13 protein-coding genes are annotated in these 21,252 nt (G+C 56.9%); 6 read left to right on the top strand and 7 right to left on the bottom strand.

The genetic code is table 11. The annotated features are described in order from the left end of the window. Nucleotides 1–92 precede the first annotated feature (92 nt). The 5 genes from ACP7BE_RS06190 to ACP7BE_RS06170 form a co-directional block, all read right to left on the bottom strand. The gene (locus ACP7BE_RS06190; protein ID WP_095023678.1) at nucleotides 93–431 is read right to left on the bottom strand and encodes a YkvA family protein; all 339 of its coding nucleotides are present in this window, start codon (nucleotides 429–431) and stop codon (nucleotides 93–95) included. A gap of 91 nt (nucleotides 432–522) precedes the next feature. Beyond that, nucleotides 523–2,916, bottom strand: a complete 2,394-nt coding sequence (locus tag ACP7BE_RS06185) for a dynamin family protein (protein WP_426105164.1) — start codon at nucleotides 2,914–2,916, stop codon at nucleotides 523–525. Further along, on the bottom strand, nucleotides 2,913–5,150 hold the full coding sequence (locus ACP7BE_RS06180; RefSeq protein WP_426105162.1) for a dynamin family protein: 2,238 nt from the start codon (nucleotides 5,148–5,150) through the stop codon (nucleotides 2,913–2,915). Before ACP7BE_RS06180 ends, ACP7BE_RS06185 begins: the two co-directional genes overlap by 4 nt. Continuing rightward, nucleotides 5,147–6,904: a dynamin family protein gene (locus ACP7BE_RS06175; RefSeq protein ID WP_426105160.1), complete on the bottom strand. Its 1,758-nt coding sequence runs from the start codon at nucleotides 6,902–6,904 to the stop codon at nucleotides 5,147–5,149. Before ACP7BE_RS06175 ends, ACP7BE_RS06180 begins: the two co-directional genes overlap by 4 nt. A 62-nt stretch (nucleotides 6,905–6,966) precedes the next feature. Then, the gene (locus tag ACP7BE_RS06170) at nucleotides 6,967–7,341 is read right to left on the bottom strand and encodes a hypothetical protein (RefSeq protein ID WP_095023682.1); all 375 of its coding nucleotides are present in this window, start codon (nucleotides 7,339–7,341) and stop codon (nucleotides 6,967–6,969) included. Between the two features lie 509 nt (nucleotides 7,342–7,850). Here ACP7BE_RS06170 and ACP7BE_RS06165 point away from each other — a divergent pair. The 3 genes from ACP7BE_RS06165 to ACP7BE_RS06155 are packed head-to-tail and all read left to right on the top strand — an operon-like array spanning nucleotide 7,851 to nucleotide 13,764. Continuing rightward, complete coding sequence (locus ACP7BE_RS06165) at nucleotides 7,851–9,146, top strand: hypothetical protein (protein WP_426105158.1); 1,296 nt, start codon at nucleotides 7,851–7,853, stop codon at nucleotides 9,144–9,146. Then, a complete protein-coding gene (locus ACP7BE_RS06160; RefSeq protein WP_426105156.1) occupies nucleotides 9,143–11,134 on the top strand; it encodes a hypothetical protein in 1,992 nt (663 codons plus the stop codon). Before ACP7BE_RS06165 ends, ACP7BE_RS06160 begins: the two co-directional genes overlap by 4 nt. Beyond that, nucleotides 11,131–13,764 carry a helicase-related protein gene (locus ACP7BE_RS06155; protein WP_426105154.1) on the top strand — a complete coding sequence of 878 codons (2,634 nt, stop codon included), beginning with the start codon at nucleotides 11,131–11,133 and terminating at the stop codon, nucleotides 13,762–13,764. Before ACP7BE_RS06160 ends, ACP7BE_RS06155 begins: the two co-directional genes overlap by 4 nt. 151 nt (nucleotides 13,765–13,915) lie before the next feature. Here ACP7BE_RS06155 and ACP7BE_RS06150 read toward each other — a convergent pair whose 3' ends face one another. Continuing rightward, a complete protein-coding gene (locus ACP7BE_RS06150) occupies nucleotides 13,916–14,563 on the bottom strand; it encodes a hypothetical protein (protein WP_426105152.1) in 648 nt (215 codons plus the stop codon). A gap of 344 nt (nucleotides 14,564–14,907) precedes the next feature. Here ACP7BE_RS06150 and ACP7BE_RS06145 point away from each other — a divergent pair, with 344 nt between their 5' ends. The 3 genes from ACP7BE_RS06145 (at nucleotide 14,908) to ACP7BE_RS06135 (ending at nucleotide 20,272) form a co-directional block, all read left to right on the top strand. Continuing rightward, complete coding sequence (locus ACP7BE_RS06145; protein WP_426105150.1) at nucleotides 14,908–16,263, top strand: hypothetical protein; 1,356 nt, start codon at nucleotides 14,908–14,910, stop codon at nucleotides 16,261–16,263. Between the two features lie 63 nt (nucleotides 16,264–16,326). Beyond that, complete coding sequence (locus ACP7BE_RS06140; protein ID WP_426105148.1) at nucleotides 16,327–19,695, top strand: TM0106 family RecB-like putative nuclease; 3,369 nt, start codon at nucleotides 16,327–16,329, stop codon at nucleotides 19,693–19,695. Next, a complete protein-coding gene (locus tag ACP7BE_RS06135) occupies nucleotides 19,688–20,272 on the top strand; it encodes an ankyrin repeat domain-containing protein (RefSeq protein ID WP_426105146.1) in 585 nt (194 codons plus the stop codon). Before ACP7BE_RS06140 ends, ACP7BE_RS06135 begins: the two co-directional genes overlap by 8 nt. Here ACP7BE_RS06135 and ACP7BE_RS06130 read toward each other — a convergent pair. Then, nucleotides 20,259–21,134, bottom strand: coding sequence for a helix-turn-helix transcriptional regulator (locus ACP7BE_RS06130; protein ID WP_133145004.1), 876 nt, complete (start codon nucleotides 21,132–21,134; stop codon nucleotides 20,259–20,261). The genes ACP7BE_RS06135 and ACP7BE_RS06130 overlap by 14 nt on opposite strands. Nucleotides 21,135–21,252: the final 118 nt, after the last annotated feature.

Here is a 21,252-nt window from a genome sequence, read left to right as displayed (position 1 = left end):
ACTAATCCTGCTTGGCAAGGGATCAGACTCGACATGCTCGATCGTGCCTGATCCCAGTTCAGCGTTCTGTAAGCCTAGCGTTGACGGTTAAGTCAGGAAAACCACTGTTTTAAGGTGTCTTTAGCTTTGTCTACGTGTTCGGTCTTGATATGGCTCGCAGTCGCGGCCAATGCCGCGCACAGCACACCAACATCGTCGGTGTAGCCCAAAAATGGCGTGATATCCGGAATGACGTCAATCGGCGAGATAAAGTACCCGAGGGCGCCATAAATCGTTGTTTTGGCCCAGGTGGGAGTGTCGGCGTCAGTGGCTGCGTAATACATTTTCAGTGCGGGCTCGAGTGCGGTCTCGCCGGCAGACTTGGCGTACGTTTTCACTTTGTCCCAGAACGAATCGTCTGAGTAGTCTTTTTCAAAGGCATTGTTTGACATGTTGTCTCGCTTCAAATGTTGGGGCGTACATTGAACTGTGGCAGTTGTCCGCGAGCAGTCAGCCTTATGCGTCGGTGCTCGTGGATGTCCATTAAATTTGAGTCTTTTGGGGGGCTGCAGTCATGCGTACCGCCTCGCGGAAGTCTTCCAGCAGTCGCCTGGATTCCTTGAGCCAGCCTTCCTGGGGTGCGGTGTCCAGATGGCGGTCAAGCTTGGCAATAGGCTCGAACATCCGGCCATAGACGTCTGCTCCGCCAACCTCCAGGCAGTCAAGGCGCAATCCGTTGATGGCGGTTTTTTGCGCACGAATACCGTTGATATCTGTCTGGATGGCGTCTTCATACATAGTGAAAATTTCCTGCAGTCGGCCTTCCAGGTGCTGGCTTGAATCTCCTTGCTGGTTGATCCGTGAGAAATACTCCAGCAGTGGTGTGTCCCGGTAAGCGATCTCGTGACGTTGAGTCGAGCTGTATGCACTGACCCCTACCACATTAATGCCTTCGCTCTGCAGCACATCCTGGACTTCGTCCATGATTTCTTCGATCTCATCCTCGGGCTTGAGGTCTGCCTTGGTCAGCACGACATACACCGAGCGCTGTTCCACACCGATCTCATGGATAAAGTCCAGGTCGGACACTGGCACAGTGCCGTTGGCATCGAGGCCAATCAGCCAGATAATGGCCTCGCACTGTTGGGCGAACTGGATGGTCGTGCGTTTGTCGCCTTGGCTGTGTTCGGCCGCAGTGGCAGGCGGGTTGTAGCCTGGCGTGTCGATGAAGCAGATGTTGCTGAAAAGCTCAGGTGCCATTTGCACGCCGACGCACATGAACGGCATTAAACTCTTCAAGTCGAAGCTGAATGAGTTGATGAACGCATGGGAGATGTTTTTGTAAAAGGCCGCATCCAGCTCCATGTGGCCACCGTTCGCAGAGTAGCCGCGGATCATTCGCTGATCAGTCGCCAGCACATAGCTGGGGATCGCTGTGACGGGCTGCATACCTACTGGCAGGCGCACCTCGGGGTCGCGAATGAAACTGTTGATAAACTCGGATTTCCCACTGCTGAAACCGCCGACAATCCCGACAATGGTGCGCTCGTGAATATCGGGGAACCCGACCAGCAAAGCCAGTTCCTGTTCGATCGATTGCAACATTCTCAGGGCTTTGGCTTCCGCGCCCAGACACGACTCGCCGTCGGCAAATGTCATGTAGTCGTTGTCCAGTAACTCCCTGAAACGGGCAAGCCCGGCACTTTCCCGCGGCTTGGCGGCCAGCAGCCGTGAAATCAGCTGAAAGCGAGTCCAGGTGGATTGGAACTGGTCTGCCAGTTGCGCGTGTTGTTGTTGCTCCTGGCCATGCGCCTGTTGCAGCGCAATAAGTGATTCTCCCGTGGTGCGCAGCTCAAGATGCGCCTGCTCAAGTGTCTGTTCGAGCGTTTGACGGGCCGACTGGAGACGGTTGTGATCCTGTTCCAGCTGCAGGTGTTGGTTCGACAGTACTTCGAAACGTTCACCGGCCTGGCTCTCCGCGCGCTGATGCTGGTCAAGGGCTTGCGCCAACGACGCTTGCACGTTCAGTACGGCCTGACGGGTGTTATTCAAGTCTGCCACAGTAGCGGCCTGGCGCTCACTCAAGGTCTGATGCTCTTCGTTCAAAGCGTCAAGGCGGGCTTGTTGCGCCTGGCAGTCGAGGAGTAATTGGTCATTGCGGGCGTGCTCAGCCAGCAATGTGTCGTTCGTCACCTGGAGATTTTGACGAGTTTGGTCCAGGTCCTCTTTGATGCGATTGCGGGTCTGTTCCAGTTGGCTGTGTTGTGTTGACAGGGTTTCGAAGCGCTCGGCGGCCTGTTGCTGCTGGTGTTGATGCTGATCCAGGGCCAGTGCCAGCGACGCTTGGACCTCTTCCAGGGTTCTTTGGGTATGGTTCAGTTCGACGGCGGTGGTAGCTTGATGCTCGGTCAGTCGCTCATGCTCCCTGTTAAGGGTGTCAAGACTGGCTTGTAGCGCCTGGCGCTCGAGCGTCAGCTGGGCATTACGGGTGTGCTCGGCCTCGAGCGCCTGACGAGTTTGCTGCTGGGCTTGCTCGAGCGCCAGGCGAGCGGCTTCGATGCCGTTACGCTCCTCGACCAGTTGGGTATAGCTGACTGACAAATTGTCAAAACGCAATCGGGCATGTTCCTGAGCCTGCTGATGCTGGGCCTGTGCCTGGGTCAGGGTATTCTGCAGGCCCTGCAGTGTCTGGCAAGTATCGCTCAGTTCAGCGACCGTACTGGCCTGGAGCTCGGTCAGTTGCGCATGCTCCACGTTCAAGGCCTGCAAACGTGCCAGGGTCGCTTGATGGTCGAGGGAGAGGGCTTCGTGACTGCGATTTGCTACCTGCAGTGCCTCGATCATACTGTCGCGCAGAGTCTTGCGCCGCCAGACGAACAGTTGGCCGATCTTGTCCAGTTGTGCCAGCAACGCAGGCGGAAACAGCTCGCTATTCATGCTGCCTCCAGTTCTTGGGCCATGCGTTGCAAGCGGTCGAGTGTATGCAGAACATTGCTGACTTGTGCCTCAAGTTGGCTGATGCGGGCCTGCAAATCAGCGAAAAACGCATTGCCGTAAGAGTGCGGCAGTGAGTGCGTGACGTCATCGATCAGATGGCGGATTTGACGTTTGGCTTGCCCATGGAGGTCGTGCAGCAGATGCTTGGCGTCATCGAGAAATTGCCGTGCGGCGTCGTCCAGCAGATAACTGCCGGAGCCCTTGAGCTTGCCTAATGCCTGGCTGTTTAACTCAAATGCTGGGAGACGAAAGCCCGCTGCCAGATTCTGATTGGTGAGAATGATCAAGCCGGCATCGAGATTGTCCTCCAGGTGCAGGCGGGCAACTCGGGTCGACTCTTTCATTAGATTGTCGCGAAACGTTTGGGTTAGAGTTTCGCTTGAATGCTTGAGGGTGCCGCTCAGTCCCTCGGCAAACTCCTCCAGTTGGTTATGGACCTGACGCCAAAACAATTTAAATACGGTGTAGTGCTGGGTTTCAGTGCCACCGCCCCACATCCAGTTAGCCATTTTTGCGAAAGTGCTGTCGCGGACCACCTCCCTGGAATGTGAGGTTTCCTCCGAGGCGTCTTTGACGCCCTTGCTTGTAGTGCTATAGGCTGCATCAAGGTGTTTAGTGAGTTCACGTTTGAGTTGTTCGCGAAACTCCGCAACGCATTTGCTAAGCATAACGTCGAGGTCGTAGGAGGCGGTCACTATCTTGGTGTCCAGCTCGTGGCGTGCGGCCTTCAGTTTTTCAATATCGGTGTTACGGATTTCTTGATACTTGTCCCGGCTGAACGTCAACAGGTCGGTGCGTAGCGCTTCCAGGGCGGTCAACTTGGCGCGGACTAACTCGGTACGGCGCTGTTCGATGATGTGGTCTTTCTGCTCGCGCACAGTGTCCAATACCGCGCGCAATGCGTGGGTATTCGCCAGCAGATCGAGGTTGCCCCGGCAACGGTCGGCTTGTTCCGGGGTGAAAAAGTCGGCGTAGTGGGTGCGCAAGTTCTCCCAGACTTTTTGTTCAGCGCTGTCCCAGGCGTGTTGTTGGTCAAAACGCTCGGACAGACTGTGGCACATGCCAGAGGTGTACAGCACCTTGCCTGTACCTTGTTGGATCAGGTTGTCGAAGGTCGCGCCGATTTCCGGATGCTGGGCCTTCAAGCGTTGTAGGGTATCGACCATATGCACGCTGAGGGTTTGGGTGATTTTATCCAGTGCGCCCTGAAGTGTCGGTTGATGAGTGTCGCTGCCATACAGCTGGTTGTCGACCTGGCTGGCAATCAGTACCAGTTCCTGAATCCCTTCCTTTTGCGTGATTCGGCTCATCAGCTCGATGTCCTGTTCACTGAGAAACTGGCCGGCCGGGCTGACGATAAACACCACATCGCAGTTTTTCAGCAGCGCCGTGGTGCGCTCTTCGCGGGACTGCACCGGGTCGTTAAGCCCGGGGGTGTCAATGATGCGCACGTTACGCAGCGACTCCAGCGGCAGGAAGATGTCGACACTCTTGGTCAACGGCATAAAGGCTCCGCCCACCGCGACATAATCGCTCAGCAAAACGGCCAAGGTGGCCGCGTCAGGTGCTTGAAGGTGGCCCAGGGCGTCTAGTGCCCCGAGGTCAACGGTCGAGGCTTCAATGTGCTGCCATTGTTCACTGGCGGCCACCAGAGTGTGTTCACTCTGCAGGGCTCGTTTGGCGCTCTTCTCTGCATCACGATAAAGCCCTGCGTCATCGACCGGTTGGCCGCTGCGTTGGCGGCGCTGACGTAAGGTTTCTACAGCTTTGGTCAGTTCTTCCTGGTAGCGCTGTTGATAGCGCAAGGCATCCTGCTGGATGTTGTCCCGGTCTGCTGCACTGTAGAACTGTACATCGGCGCCGAACGTGTCGCCGTAGGTCAGGGTGGTCAGCGCTGCCGTCATCGGCGTTGCAGCCCTGGGGAGAATGGCGTGGCCATCAAACACCAAAGCGTTGAGCAGGGAGGATTTACCGGCCTTGACGCGACCCACGACACCAATTTGCAGCAGGCGGTTTTCCTCCACCAGATCACTGAAGGCTTGTTCCAGGTCTTCGCTACGATCGATGGCGTGCCGGTTCAGCATGGGCGCAAGGTCTTTTTCCAGCTCCGGGTGGTAGGTTTGCATCCACTGGTGCAGGCGCTGGTTCAGTTCAAGGACGTGTTGCGGGGTCATGACTGAACCTCGTAAAGGGCTTGTTTGGCCAGTTGTTGCAGTTGTTCCCGGCACTGGATCAAGAGCTCGAGCTGCTGCTGTGCTGCCTCGGCATCCTGCTGGCGATTGGCTATCATCTCGTCAATCAGGCGTTGTTTTTCACCGATCTCCCGTTCGAACTCGCTGCTAACCTGGGTCACTAAAGTGTTCATCTGTTCGTGGAGCAGGGTGTGCAGGCGCTCACGCATTCCACGCTTGACCGCAGGAATTACTTCGTTGATTACCTTCTGACGCAGTTGCTCGCGTAGGCGCCCTTCATTGATGAACGCGAGAATATTGGGGAGGAAGATGATCGCCAGTTCGATGAGGGGGTTGACCACCGAGGTAGTGACTGCCAGAACAGTGGTCAAGCCTTGGTATGTCACACGGGGCAGCGGCTTTCCATGCTCCCAGCCAGTTTCCTGCTTAAGGCGTTCCAGCTCGCGGCCATTGCGCTCAGCCAATGTGCCATTCCAGTGGCCCAGGGTTTCTCCGGTCTTGTGCAGCGTACGGTTGATCCTGTCCGTGATCTGCCCGAGCCAGTTCTGTTCATTGTTGAACTGTCCCATGCTCTGGCCCAGATCGCCCAAGGCTTGAGCAAAGTCCGTCACCACGGTGCTACTGAGATGGTCCATCTGGTCCTTGATTGAGCGCGTCATTGAGCCGCGAACGACCTCGGAGACAATTCGCGAAAACGCTTCCTGATTGCCCGCGACGGCCGCACTGACCAGTTCCGACTGCACGCTATCCAGCTCGCGACCCGCGGCACTGAGGCAATATTCCACGGTTCGTTCTAGTTGCTGATCGCGTAAGTCTTCGAGAATGTTGTCGCGCTGGCGCTCGACTTTTCGAATGCCCTGGGCCAGTTCGTTTAGTGCGTGTTGATTTTCGCCCTGGGTTTTTTGCAATGATGCCAGTGCCAGATTAATTTGGTTGAGCAGTGAGTGGGTCAGGTCTTTGAGGCGATCTTCGAACACATCACGGATGATCTGTTCCGGTTGCAGTGAGGCCAGGACTTCGGTCAGACGAGGGGCTGCGTCGAGCCCAACACGCACCAATGGACGGGTATCGGCAAAGTTGATCTTGATCTGTTCATCGACCAGTTCGGCGACGTCCTGCACCTGCTCATCTGAGCGCAGGTTGGTCTTGTTCAGCAGGAACGTGAACGCGCGGCCGTAGGTGTGCAGATCGTCCAATTGGCGCAGCATCGACTGAGTGATATTGCCATCCTCAACGCTGGTGACCACGATGAAGTGCACACCACGGGGCAGGTAATAGGCGATGGCTTTGTTGTGGTTGGACAGCGAAGAGCCGAAGCCCGGCATATCGACCAGAACCAGTGAGGGCAAGGCCTTGAGACGTGGGTTGTCCAGGTACAACTGAAGGTGCGTGAATTCGTGGGCACGCGCCTTGAGGGTGGCCAGCGCCGTGATGTCCATGCGTTCAGCACTGCCGTCCAGGCGCATGGCCAATAGGTGCGGGTCGCTGCTGTAGCGCAACTCTGTAGCCAATTCTGTTTCAGGTGTCAGGCCAACACTGAGGATAGTTTCACCCAGAAAAGTATTCAGCAAACTGCTTTTGCCGGCGCTGAAGACACCGATTACAGGAACAAGCAGTTCGGTGTGCTCGATATCGCTCTGCAGTCGCGTTACCTCATCGGACTGGAGAGCGGTATCTGCAATAACAGGAAAAATGGCGTTCAGGTAATTGAGGTAGGTGCGTTGAGTATTCAACATCGCAGTACGAATCCTTGCGTCTAATTATGAATATGTGTTCGTTGACTGCTGCCCAAGGCGCTTCACAACTCGAGCGCGCGCCATTCGTAACCGTTATATTTTTCCCAGATACCACCGCTCTCGAAGTGCAGGTACACCCGCCACTCATCCACGTTGACCTGAATTTCACCGCCAATACGTGCACAGTCGCCGAATGCTGCGCGCAGAAAAACCTCCAGTTGCTGAAAAAAAGCATCTGGTAAGTGGGCGCTGCCAGCGATGTAGCAGGAAGAGCCGTTGGTGAAAATGCTGCAGGGTTGAACGCTTGACCACAGGGTGGCAGTGGCCTGCTCAGGATGCTTCTGGCTCCAGTCCACTGCGAACCGGTGAAGCAAAACATGCCAGTTCCCGTCAGCGTACTCGCCTTCGATCCCCCACATGTCGATGGCCAGGAACATGGTTGGATGTCGCGAGCGTTTTTGTGATGGGTAGAAGGACTCAGGCATGAACGTATCTCTCGCTAATTTGTATGGAGAACAGGCGAGTGAGGATCGAGCCTGCCGACGACATCTTGTGTCGTGTCCGGTATCAGGGTGCAGGGCACGTAGTGTGCCGAACTGTCGCTGATATGAGCAGGGTGGATGTCCGTTTTGACGGTGCAGGTATGAGAGGGGTATCAATCAACGCAGGGGCAGACATGTGCAACTTCCTTGTGCGCGCAGACGGTTATGCTATGAAGGGAAGGGCATTGCAAGCCGTCCCAAGACAGATATGGACGCAATTGTGGCATTTTGCTACTGTTCTTGGCCATGCGTATATTTGCACGCTCGCCCGCCATCCGGAAGTGGGCTCCAGTTCACACTTCCCCCTCTATCCTCGCTGGCACTTAGCGGACCCTGCACGAAAGTGCCTCGTGTTCTCAACTACGCCGACAGTACACCGACCAAACCGCTAAGGAAGCCTCTTGATGAGCATGATGTGGGGGCTTTTAGGCCCCGAGCAATTGGGGGGCGAGAGACGAACCCGTACCTTGGACCTTGGTGCTGCTGTGCGTGAGTACAATGAGCGTGCGGTACCGGGCATGGGTGGGGTGTGGTACGCCAAACAGCTGCTGCTGGCGATGCTGGGCATTGCACTTGCTCAAAAGTTGCGCGAGCGCCAGATCAATGTGTCGAACATTACGGTTGCCAATGCTATTGAAGCCTTGGGTTGTTATTTCGCCCTCAAGCACAACCAGGGCCAAGGTGATTCCCGCGTGCGGGGTTCGGAAAAGCTGCGCGGCAAGGCCGATTTTGATTTCCAGGCGCTGTGCAAACCTGGCTTTTATGTCAGCCAGCCAATGCGCATGGGCACTGGCCAGGCGTTGTTGACCTTGGGTTTGGTACGTGCCCAGGGAGAGCGATTCAATGCCTTTATGTGCACGGCGTTTGGTTATGAGTTTATTAACGCCTGCTGTGGGGATGACGGCGCGCAGTTGGAACTCTTATTGCAATGGGCACAAAAGGGCCGTTCGGTCAATCAATTGAAAGCTCCCACTGCGGCAGTGCTTTCACCCTTGCAGCTATTGCCTGCCCAAGCGCGAGCATTGTTGTCGCGTCGCCTCAATACCGACCTCGCGTCTGCCCGTGGTGGGTTGCAGCGCGCTGCCATACGCCGCTGGGTGCAGGCCCGCTACGCTCATCCTGCGGTGTTTGACTGGGGCGCTCGGCCGAATGACATTGACGTCGAACACTGGAACGACTTGCACTACGGAGCGCTGTTCTTTCAGGCTCAGGATGCCGCCTACCAGGTGCTGGATGGCTTGGAGCAGTACATGGCGGCATCGAGTCGACCACAGTTTCGGTTAGGGGAGAGCATCCCCGAGCTGCTCTCAACCCGTATCGGGCATTTGCGCGAGCTGGCCCGTCTGTTTCTGGATAACCCTTTGGCGCAGCGAACCGATGCGGTCGCCGCGCGCTTTTGCCATGAGTGCAGTGCACCTGAGGCGTCCCATGTGCTGGCCAGCCTGGTAAACCGAGACGGTCGGGTGCTGCGCTTGCAGGGCACGCAGGTGCTGCCCGGCAGTGCTTTCCTGTTTCAGGTGTTGGCGGTCACCGATCAACCTGCTGGCGAGCCTCAAGGTCAGGTCGTCGAGGGTGCGTTACCGGCCTGGATTTCTCCGCGTGTGGAACGCCTATATCAGTTGGATCTGGACCTGCAAGGTCAATTGGGCATCTGGCTCGCACAGTCCCCAGCCGCTGCAGTGGCCGAGGTGAGTCTATGAGTCAGGTTCCGGCATCACTGGCTCAGCACTTCGAAACGCCAGACGGTTTTACCGGCCATTTCGGCTGGTTGTGTGGCTTCTCGGCTGACGATAGCTTTCTCAACGATGCCCTTGAACGCTTCACTCACCGACAAGCCAACCAGCGTGCCTACACTGGGGATACCTCACTGGCGTTATTACTGGATCCACGTGCGCCCCAAATCACTCCCATCGAAGTCCCCGGGCTGTTGCATTTACCTTGGGCGAAAGCTGCTATGCCGTTCAACTTGATGCACGCCAAGGTGGCAGTGCTGACTTACCGCAGCACCGCCCGGAGTGACGTCTGGAGTGTGCGTTTGCTGGTCTCCACCGGTAATTGGACGCGTCAGACCCTGGAACACAGTCTTGATCTGGTCTGGCGTCTGGACCTGCACAGTGATGACCTGCGGTCACCTACCGAAACGACGCAGCAGGCGCGCACGGACATCTCTGGTGCCTGGGATTTACTGTCGTGGCTGCGTCGGCAATACGACGGTCGTGTACTGCTCGCCAACCCGCTGACGGCAAAAGCCATCACGGATATGGATACGCTGTTGTTCAAGCAGATCAAATTGAAAGCTCCTGGTTTGAGCGCGCGGTTTTTCGATAACCGCACAGCGTCGCTGCTCGCCCAATTGCCCGCGAAGGTGGTGAGCGCTTCGGGGCGAGGGGTTGCGCGTAACTACCTGGCCATGGGGGCGGGATTTTACGAGTCCTCATTGCTCGGAAAAACGCCGTCGGTGCCGTTGCAGGTTGTCCGCGGTTTGCGCGGTGAAGGGGGAGGGCCGCGGCTGTTGACGATGTCCAGCGATGTCAATCTGTTCGTCAACGAAGGCGGCTGTCAGGGTGTTGTTGAGGCATTGGCGATGTTGACTGCGGCCGACATCAGCGTGCGGCCAGCGGCTCAGCCGGGGTATTTTCCCCACGCGCAAAAACGTACTTTACATGCCAAGTTTATCTTCAGCGCCAGTGAGACGGGGCACTCGAACAAGACTGCCAATCCCTGGCTGTATCTGGGGTCAGGCAATCTTACCCCGCAGGGTTTTACCCTGAAAATGGGACGTCACCTGGGCAATCTTGAGGCTGGGGTGGTGTTCGCACCGACGCCGTTGAACTGGCACCCGCCACACATGGCCGTCGCCGACCCTGAGTCGATTGGCTATTACCTGCCGATTCAACGGCAACTTACATGCAGGCCTGAAGCGTTGCAGGCGGGTGAGGCGTTTGAAGTGGGCAGCGAAGTGTTCAGTGCAGCCCGCGTGGCATACTTGGTGTGGCGGGAAGCGCAAACACCGGAGCAAGGCTGGTTAAGCAGTGAAGACGACTTAGAAGTTGATTATGTGGTGCTCGATCCTTCGCATCAGCCGTGCACTTACGTCGACGGGCAAGGTTTTACATGGTGTGGTCAGCGGCCACGCCAGGTGCTCATCCGCTGGCAAGTGGAAAATACTGAGCAGTTTATGGCCGTGCCGGTGCTCGATGGCTTTGGTCGCCTGGCGGCCACGGAGCTGCCGAACATCAGCCTGGAGGATGCGTGGCGTCAGCTCGAGGGTTTTCCGCAACTGCCCAGTGAGGAGGAGCTGCCCGATGCCTTTGATCACAGCGTGCGTTCAGGTAGCCGGCAGGAGAACTTTGGGCGTGCTCAAGGCACGGCAAGCTATCCAATCCGGCAAATGATGGAGTTAATCGAGGGCATTGCGGCGAAACAGACCGCGCTTGCGCCCATCGATTGGCCTGTCTGGTGTGCGCGTCTGGAGCAGTCGCTCATCCAGGCTAGTGGCTGCGGGTTATTGCAAGCGTTTCTGGCCCTCAACCTCAACCCCATTCATGCCTTGCGCCAGGCGGCGTTCAGGCCCCACTTCGCGGAAACGCCAGAGCACCTGGCAGGACAGCGCTACGAGGCGGCGTTGAACCATATCGAGGCGCATTGGGCGCTAGATCACTCACACCCCCTGGGAGCCCCGGCATGAAGTCTGGAGCGTTTAACTGGGCAGCGGTTGCGGTTGCACTGCGCGAAAGGGCGTCCCAGCAGCAACAACTCGCCTGTGCCGAGGGTGAGGCGGCCGCCCACCTGAATCCAGGTCAGCGCGCCAGTCTGCATGCGCTAGCCGAGCGTATTGGCGACCACGGCGTGGTGCTGGCTGACGAGGTCGGCATGGGTAAGACCCGTATCGCGGTGGAGTTGATTCGGGCGGTTAACCACGCTGGCGGTCGCGTGGCCGTTGTGGCACCACCTGGGTTGGGTTATCAGTGGCACGACGAATTGAAGCGCGGCGGCGTCGAAGCCCCGGCGATGCTGCGTGGGCTTTACCGCTACCTTGAAGCTTGGAGTGGTGAGGAAATCACACCAGACAAGCCCTGGTTTGAGGCCCCCACCCTGGTGCTGTCGCAGGCCTTTGCCAATTGGCGCATGGGCGAGCACACCTCGCGCTGGCGTCGAGAGTTGGTGCCGTTAGTCTTGGCGCACTGGCGCAAGGGCGCAGGTTTCAAATACCCCAACGGTTTCCATGCCTCCTGTCCTTATGACTCTTGGGTCGAACAGGCGGCCGTGAGTATCGTCAAGCACATCAACCAAGATCCTCGGCAACCGGCTTACACCTGGCTGGCCAACCTCAACAACCAAAATGCTTGGCCGGATCCCAGAAATCAGACGGATTACAGCAGCGGTACCACTCATCGGGACTGGCTGGAACAGGTGGTCGGGTTTGGCCTGGGGGCCTTCGACCTGGTGGTGATTGATGAGGCGCACAAAAGTCGCGGCAGTGACAGCGGCTTGAGCCGATTGCTCTGTAATGTGCTGCAGAGCACGTTGCAGAACCGTCGTCTATGCATGACCGCAACCCCGGTGGAACTGGATGTCGAGCAGTGGCGGCAAACCTTCGAGCGGCTTGGCCTCGACGAGCCGGTGCGTAATCGCCTGCAACTGGTGATCAATGACTTTGCCCAGGCCATTCGTCATCTGCGCGCCCATTGGCGCTCCAGTGACACAGCCCGTCAGCACTATCAGGTGACTGCCAATGCCTTTCAATCGGCGCTGAGCCCCTACCTGTTGCGTCGGGACAAGCGTGAAGATGTGGATGTCGCGCGCTTCACCGAGCTGACTCAGGGCAAAAATTATCGCAACACAGATAGCGCGGTCAGTGTGGATGTAGGCACTCTGAGCCTACCTTGGCGCCAGGCCGTGTGCGCGACAGAAGCTCTCTCGGTGACCGCGCGTCTGGACGAAAACGTAACCGCCAAACGCTTGCGGTTGACCTTGGCCAACGGGCACGGCATTGCTGACTTGTTAGCGCAGATCAACGAGCCGGAGGATTCTTCGGTGTTGGCGGTTGACGAGCAAACCAGTACTGTCGATAACAAGCGCCAACAACGCGTGCAATGGTGGTTGCAGACGGCTGCTCAAGCGTTTCAGACACGTCACCATTTGTTTGAACACCCGGCAATCCTGGCCACAATCGCGGCCATCGAAGCGGCGCACGGGCAAGATGAAAAGGTCCTGGTGTTCGGCCGTTTCACCGCGCCCATGCGTGCCCTGGTCCGTTTGCTGAACGCGCGGGAAATGTTGCGCAGTCTGCAGGCGGGTCGATACTGGCCGCAGAGTGTTATTCAAACCCGTGACGACGACTCCGATGAGCATTCGCAATGGGCTGCCGTGCGGGTTGCGCACCGTCAGTTGCAAAGTCCGCTGGCTCTGAGCCGCATCCCTGAACTTCTGGCCACTCAATACAACAGCCACAGTGCCCGTCGTGAGCAATTTCGCCGACACTTGCTCGACTGGCTCCAAGCGGGGCTGCCTCATGACGATCCGCTCCCGCGGGCGATGCTCAAACACCTTGAGGCGGCGCAGCGTACCCGGGAGGTGGCAGAGGCAGTCGAGAAGCATCCCGTCGCGCTGTTTGCCCGGGCGATTCTCGACCTCACTGGCGAGGATGTCGAGCACCTGACTGCCGAGCACACCTGCACGGCTTTTTGCCAGCTGCTGAGCGCTGCCAGCGACCAGCGTACGGACGACGACCCCGAGGCTGCGGATAACCAGGAAACTGCATTGCAATGGGAGTTGCTGCTGGCTCGCCTGCAAGCTGAGTCGGGCCATCAGGAAGGGGGATTCGCTCGCTTGATGTATGGCGGCACTGAACAATCCACTCGGCGTTTGCTGCAACTGGCCTTTAATCGCAGCAAAAGCTTTCCCCGTGTGCTTGTGGCCCAATCCACAGTTGGTCGTGAGGGGCTTAACCTGCATTTGACCTGCAAGACCGTCATTCTCATGCACCCTGAGTGGAACCCTGGGGTGGTCGAGCAACAGATAGGTCGCGTAGATCGCGTGGGCAGTCAATGGAGTCGCCAGCTTGACGATGCACTGAAACAAAACCGTCCGCCCGCACAGCTACCGCAGATTGATGTGCACCCGGTGATCTTTCGAGGGACTTATGACGAGTATAACTGGCAGGTCTTGCTGGAGCGTTGGGATGACTTGCGCGCTCAATTACATGGTGAAGTGATCCCGGCCAGGGAGGCAGACGGCGATGTGGCATATGAGCAACTTTTGACGGAGCTGAAGGCCGGCGCACCGTGTTTTTCGCCGCTGGGAAGAAGTGCTTGAAGCAATCTCCCCCTCTGGGCTGATCAGGGGGAGCCGCTTTTTAATGGCACTGGGAGTTTCCTCGCATCACGGCTAACCGGCGATCAAGGGGCGCCGAGATGGTGAAGTGTCAGGGGCCTGGTAGGTGATCAGGGCGCTCTTTTCGGGCGTCCTAAGCCACAACCGGATAGCAAGCATCCCCCCAGAGTGTTTCGGGGTTATCCAGCATCAGCAAAATAATCACCGGCACCAGCTTGCCGAGGAGGTTCGAGCAGTCGCGCAACTGATCTCGATTCACGCTGCTATTCCAGGTTGCGCCCCCATGTATTACCTGGTTGCGCAGTGTATAGATTCGATTGAACAGAACGCCGAGTACGGCGGGGGTGTTGCGGTTGGCCAAGGCTTGTTGTGCTGCCCGCCGACCGCTGGCGAAGCGCTCTTTCCACTGTTGCTCACTGATCTTGCCGTTCTGGTGATTCCAGAAACTCTGGAATACGAAGGGGTTATCCAGTAAGGCGCGAATGCTACCGGAGAACTCGGACCAGACCAGGTTTTCGATCAGAGTTGCAGTGTCGAGTGCACACAGCTTGTCCAGGAACGCTTTGAATGTGGTTTGCTCGGAAAGCCGGTACTGCTCGTCGATATCGGTGGCGTAGGCCGAGTTAAAGGCAATCCAGAGAAAGACAAAGCGTCCGTCGACATCGTCTGCCTGTTCGGCCCGATTGAGCCAGCTCAGCGCTCGATGGACACGCAAGGTGAGATTAGGGTGATGGCTTTCTCGTTCCTGACGATGACGAGTCTTCAGAGCTTGATGGTCCATGGGGGCCGATCCTTGATGTCATGGGCGATGGGTAAACCGGTATGAAGTGTCTTAAAGCTTTACATATATTTGAGCCAGGCTTGGCGTTGGCAGAATAGTGTTTATCCGGGAGCCCATAACCTGCGCTATTTGTTTACCTGTACAGACAAACAACATGGACGGGGCCAGTGCATTTGCTTAGGGTATGGCCATTCGACATTACCTGCAAGGCAGCCTGCATGACGCGTACACAGTTCTTGGCACAACCAGAAGTTGGGGCTTTCCTCAATTGGCTGGCAGCGAACTTACCGACGCTGACTTTCACCTTACGTTTTAAATCGAGCAAATTTGTGCCGGGCGGTTTAATGGCTGATGTCCAGGGGATCGAGCAGGTGCTAGAGCATTACCGTTGGAAGGCAACTTGGCAGGATGCCAACCAAAGCCCAGTGGATTCACAAACCTGGGCTGACACGCAACGCTCTCTTGGGCAACTGCGTGAGTGGCTGACGAGCGCGGTCAACCAAGGGGATGAAACACAAGCGCTGCAGGCGTGCTTGCAGATTCTTCGCTGGGGGGGCGTGCGAGGCGCCATTCCGTTTTTGCACCGGTTGGCTGCGCAAGGTGAGTTGTCCAGCTACCTGAAAAAGATGGCAGGCCTGATGTCGCTTGACGGTAGCAGTGATCTGAATGAACTGGATGCAAGCAGTGTCGAGCGTTTCGATGCCGGTCTTACCAAGGTTCATGCCTTGCTTGATGCATCGGGGTCACCCATCTATGACAGTCGCGTTGGCGCGGCGATTGGCATGCTGTATTCGCTGTTTCGCCAGCAATGGCCGGGGGGCGGCAAACCCTTGCTGGCGTTCCCGTCCGGAGCCGCTCGCGGCAGCCAGATCCGCAACCCCGGGGCGTTTGTGAACGGGCTGGCTGCGCCACAGTTTTCTTCAATCAGTTATGAGTCATGGGCCCGCTGGCAAGTGCGATTGGGGTGGATAATCCAAGCCTTGCTTCAGCGCACAGACTGGTTCGCCGGCCAAGGTGCGTTGCCTGCACGGTGCCACGCGTTTGAGGCCTGCCTGTTTATGCTTGGGTATGACCTGCAGTGCTTTGGAGTGCCGCTGGCGGCAGATTCGGAGGCTGCAGGGGCAGCGAATGATGCGAAGAGCCGCGAGCGTGCGGGCACTGGATGGGTGCCGACCGGGCATCCGTTCAGTCAGGTTCTTCAGGATTATCTGACTTTTCGTCTCAGCGGCGCGCTCGACAGTAAAGCCAACTTCGTTGCCTGGCAGGTAGCCAATCCACGCAATGAGCAACCGCCAACCCGCGCGACTGCGATGGGCTACTGCTTTGCGTTTTCCATTCAGGAGTTCGATCTGTTCGAACGGCCACTGGCAGCGCTTGAGCAAATCGTCAGAGGTGGCCAGGATGGATTGCGTGCGGCATTGGCTACACCGACATTGGAGCCATTCACCCTGGGTGATGAGCGTGTACACGTGTGTCTGGTGGATGTATTGATCACGGGTAACGCGTATTTACGAGCGAAGACCGATCAGGCACGCGTTGCTTACGTCCTTAGCGCCGGATATGCGGGTACCGAGAACGCGGCAAGAACACTGCTGGCGGTGGGGCGCAACGTGGGCAAACACTTTGGCTTGCTTGATGCCCAACACTTGCCAACGACCTTGTTTGAGCAGTTTTTCTGCGGATGTGCGGTCGACGCCTGATACACGCACGATACTCAATCAGCATGAAGCGTTCCTGGACGTTTCGCCGAACAGGAACCGACCATGCAAGCGCGCAACGGAACTCAGTTGTACTCTGCTTCAGATATCTGCAATTTTCTTGAGTGCCAGCACCTGACGGCGCTAGACCTTCAGCACCTTGTGATGCCTATGGAGAAGGCGGCAGCAAGCGACCAGAACCGTCTGATCCAGGACAAAGGCCTGGCCCATGAGGCGGCCTTTTTCGAGGAGCTCAAACGCAAATATGCCAACGTGGTTGACATTGCTGAAGGCAATCCGAGTGTTGCCCGTCGTGTGGCGCTGACCATTGAGGCTATGAAAGCTGGCGCCGAGGTTATCTTCCAAGCGTCGTTTCAGGAAGGCGCGTTTATTGGTCATGCCGACTTCCTGCGTAAAGTGCCACGGGCGTCGGCGCTGGGCGACCACAGCTATGAGGTGATCGACACCAAACTGGCGAAAACAGCCAAGGCCAAGTTTCTGGTGCAGGTGTCGTTTTATTCGCGAATGTTGACCTCGATCCAGGGCGTACAACCCCAGTATATGTACGTCGTGCTTGGTGATGCTGCGCGTACTGAACAGGCGTTTCGCGTCGCCGACTACGCCGATTATCTGGAGCATGTGTTGCAGCGCTTTGACGGGTTCGTGAACGGCGCCGAGCGACCGCCTACCTACCCGCAGCCGTGCGGGCATTGTGGTTTCTGTGCCTGGCGTGATCGCTGCGACGATCAACGACAGCATGACGACCACCTTTCGGCGGTAGCGGGTATCAGCCGTTCGCAAATCCAGAAATTACAGGGTGCTGGTGTCACCACATTGCACCAGTTGGCGGAGAGCACTGACGACCTGCGTATTCCAAAACTGCAGACCGAATCATTGAGCAAGCTGCGGCATCAGGCGCGTTTGCAGTTTCAGGGCCGTTCTAGTGAGGCCCCGCTGTTCGAGCTGCTTCCCATGTTGAGTGAGCGACGTGGCTTTTATCGGATGCCCTATGCCGTGGAGGGCGACCTGTTCTTCGATATGGAGGGCAATCCGCTGGAAGAGGGTGGTCTGGAATACCTCTTCGGCCTGTACATTGACGAGGGCGGGCAACAAATCTTCAAACCCTTTTGGGCGCATACCCGAGATGAAGAAAAGCTCGCCTTCGAGCAGTTTATTGACTGGGTAATCGGCCATTTAAAACGTTACCCCGACGCGCATATTTACCATTACGCCAGTTATGAAGAAACCGCTATCAAGCGCCTGATGAGTCAACACGGGACGCGTGAAGCGCAAGTGGACTGGTTGCTGCGCAACGGCAAACTGATCGACTTGTACAAGGTCGTGCGCGAAGCTATCCGGGTGTCTGAGCCCAGCTACTCGATTAAAAATATCGAGCATTTTTACATGGGCAAGCGCGACGGCGACGTGACCAATGCCAGCGCGAGTATCGTGTTTTATGAGCGCTGGAAAGAGACTGGCGAGTCGGCATTGCTTGAGAAAATCGAGCGTTATAACGAAGACGATGTGCTCTCCACTTACCTGTTGCGTAACTGGCTGCTGGCAATCAAACCGTCAAATACGGGCGTTTTTGTTGGGCCTGAGCCCGCGAGCGAAAAATCCGTAGCCGAGCAAACAGACTTGGAAATTCGCCTGGAGCACTATCGCCATCGTTTACTTGGCGAGCCACCCGTCAAGGACCCAGTTCGCCTGCTGACTTTCCAACTGCTCGATTTCCACCGTCGTGCCGACAAGCCGACTTGGTGGCAGATGTTCAGCCGCCAGGACATGACCACCGAGGAGCTGCTGGAAGACATAGAAAGCCTTGCAGGGTTGCAGCGCACGGAAACACCGCGTGAGCCGATCAGTCGGTCATTTTTGTTTGAGTACCGCTTCGAACCGCAAGAGACCAAATTACGTACAGGCTCCAAGGGCTTGGTCGCCGAGACTCAGGACAACATTGAGTTGTATCGTCTGGATCATGAGCAGGGCTTGGCGACGTTCAAGGCCACCGAGAAAAAGGCGCCGCCGGCCTTTTTCGATATGATTCCCGGCCGGCCTATCCCGACAGATTCGTTGCGCGAGGCGCTGTTTCGCTATGCCGACAGCGTGCTGGCTGGCGAGCAGCGTTTTCAGGCGGTGACAGACTTCCTGCATCGACGCGGTCCACGGGTGAGCGGTATCGAGCCGGGCACGCCCCTGCTGGCCCCGAACCTGGTGCCGTTGGACGCGATCAAGCAGGTGGTACGCAACCTTGAGAGCAGCGTGCTGTTTATTCAGGGGCCACCGGGTACCGGCAAAACCTACACCGGCTCGCACGTCATTGTCGATTTGCTCAAGGCGGGCAAACGTATCGGTGTAACCTCCAATTCGCACCACGCTATTAATAACCTGCTGGCGGCGGTTGAAGCACGTGCGCAAGAAGACGGACTCACCTTCACTGGTCTGAAAAAATCTTCGGACGGGGATGGCAATGAGTTCAATGGCCGCTGTATTCACTCCATCGAGGACAAAAAAGCCTTTCTCACGGCCTGGAGCCCCTCGATTGACTTGACCGCCGGTACCGTCTGGATACTGGCCGACGAGACGTTTACCGAGCAGCTGGATTACCTGTTCATCGATGAGGCCGGACAAGTGAGCGTGGCGAATCTGGTGGCGATGGGCATGGCTGCACGCAACATCGTTCTGATGGGCGACCAGATGCAATTGTCGCAGCCAGTGCAAGGTGTGCACCCGGGCCGCTCTGGCGATTCCATACTCGACTATCTACTGGATGGCACGCCCACCATCGCGTCTGATCGTGGGGTGTTCTTGGCGCAAACCTGGCGGATGCACCCGCACGTATGTTCGTTTATTTCGCATGCCGTGTACGAAGGGCAACTGTCTTCAGCGCCAGGTACCGATCGCCGGGTATTGTCACTTGATGGGCAACGACCGGAGGTGCCGAACAGTGGGCTGATGTTTTGCCCTGTGAAGCACGATGGCAATAGTCAGAGCTCGGATGAAGAGGCGGCACAGGTCCAGGCACTTTATGCGTATTTTTCGCGGCAGCGGTTTATCGATAGCGACGGTGAGGAACAGGCGATCGGTGTTGATAATATCCTGGTGGTGGCGCCTTATAACTTGCAGGTACAAGTGCTCAAACAAGTTTTGCCCTCAGGCGCGCGGGTGGGAACAGTGGATAAATTCCAAGGGCAGGAAGCGGAAATTGTTATCGTATCGATGGCGACTTCCAATGAAAATTACCTTCCGCGTGACATTGGTTTTCTGTACTCGAAAAACCGTTTGAACGTGGCCGTCAGTCGCGCCAAATCCCTGGCGTGTATCGTCGCCAGCCCGGACCTGACCGCTGTGCGCTGCATCACGCCCCATGACATGAGTCTGGTCAATGGTCTGTGCATGGCGGTCAGATACGGCGCGACCCATCACCATGCTTGATCGACACGATGATTGGGCCAAGCTTGGTCTCAGCGACTGGCACCGCTGTGTATTGCTCGAAGGTGCGCCGCCTTTCAATCCGCTGGGATTGAATCAGCGTGATCTGATTGGCAACACGCCGCTTGACCTAGCCTATTGTCTGAACCGAAGCAGCCTGATAGACACGCTGGAGTCTCTGGGTGCGCAAGGCAAGCGGCAGCCACTGGACTGGGTCGGGCGGGGAAGCTTGATGCCCTACGATAAGTACATTCATTTGCCTGCCCGGTATGGCAATGTCAAAACCTTGCAGGCTCGTTACCGATTGGGCGCGAACCTCAATGATCGTGATGGACAGGGCAACACGCCGCTGCATTGGCTGCTGATCAATGGTCACTTGAGGGCCGCCGGGTATTTCATTACCCACTGTGCGATGTATGGCCTTGATCTGAGCGGTAAGAACGGCGAGGGCAATACCGTGCGAAATATTGCCCTGCTCAACAGCCATCATGCGCTGGCGCATCAGTTACTGACGGCTGAAACCGACAACTACCTCCGTGCGCTACGTCTTTGGCAGGAGATGGGCCTCAATCATGCATGAGCCATGGCCTCAGTTCCTTGATGTTGCTGACCACGATCTGCTGGGCCTCTGGGTTGGTGGCCTGGTTTCTCGGGTCGACCTGATAGCGGGCCAATACATACTTCACCAATGCCTTGCGACTGGAGACCACCAGTTTCCCCTCCGTCATGCCAAAGTCGGTTTCGATAATGCATTGTTGCGCGGCGTTTAAGCGGCTATCGGGGGTAAAAATGATCGGTACTTCGGTCTTCCAATCTTCATCCAGCTCGCGGGTGTTCTCTGAAGCGTCCAGCAGGTCTGGGTCACCGCGTAGTCGGCTCAACACAAAATCGCGGTACTGACGATTTTTCTCACAGTAAGCGCGCACATGCCAGCGCATCCCGGAGTACACCAGGGTATGCGGGGCAATCAGGCGGATTTCCACGTTTGGGGTGTTAAGCGAAACGTACTCGATTTCTAAGCGCAAACCGTCTCGACAAGCTGCGAGCAAGGGCCGCAGAATTTCAGGCCGAATCGGCCGGTCTGGCACTTCGAGCACCTTGGTATGGGCGTAGGCCAGGGCCAATCCATCAATGTGCGGTGCCCGCTCATTGTTCTGGTAAAGGAGGTGCAGGTAGGCACTGGCGCTGTCATCGATGAATAGTGGTTTGAACTGCTTGCTTGGGACATAGCCTTTGCGTTGCTTGTCATATGTCAAGTTTCGGGGCGCATGTTCATTGATGTAGGTGTTGATGTCCTTGGAGGCTTGCTGGCGGCTAATGCCGAAGCTTTGAATCAAGTGTCCTGTGGTCAGTCGGCCTTCCCACCAGGCGACGGTTTCGATCAAACGATAGCGAAGTGCCAGATCCCAGCGCACTTGTTCGATGGATTGCTTGCGTTTCATACCCGCTCCATGTGTTTGAAAACTTTACCTGTATAAGTCTACATTCTAGACCTGTCGTGAAACATTACATATCGTGTATTTGTTTTCGGAATGAATCAAAGTCATTAAGGACGTGGAT

The organism is Pseudomonas sp. TWR1-1-3, from assembly GCF_049896805.1.
Lineage (GTDB): Bacteria > Pseudomonadota > Gammaproteobacteria > Pseudomonadales > Pseudomonadaceae > Aquipseudomonas > Aquipseudomonas bubulae.
Note: the sequence above shows the minus strand (reverse complement) of the source record. Positions and strands in the feature narration are given on the sequence as shown.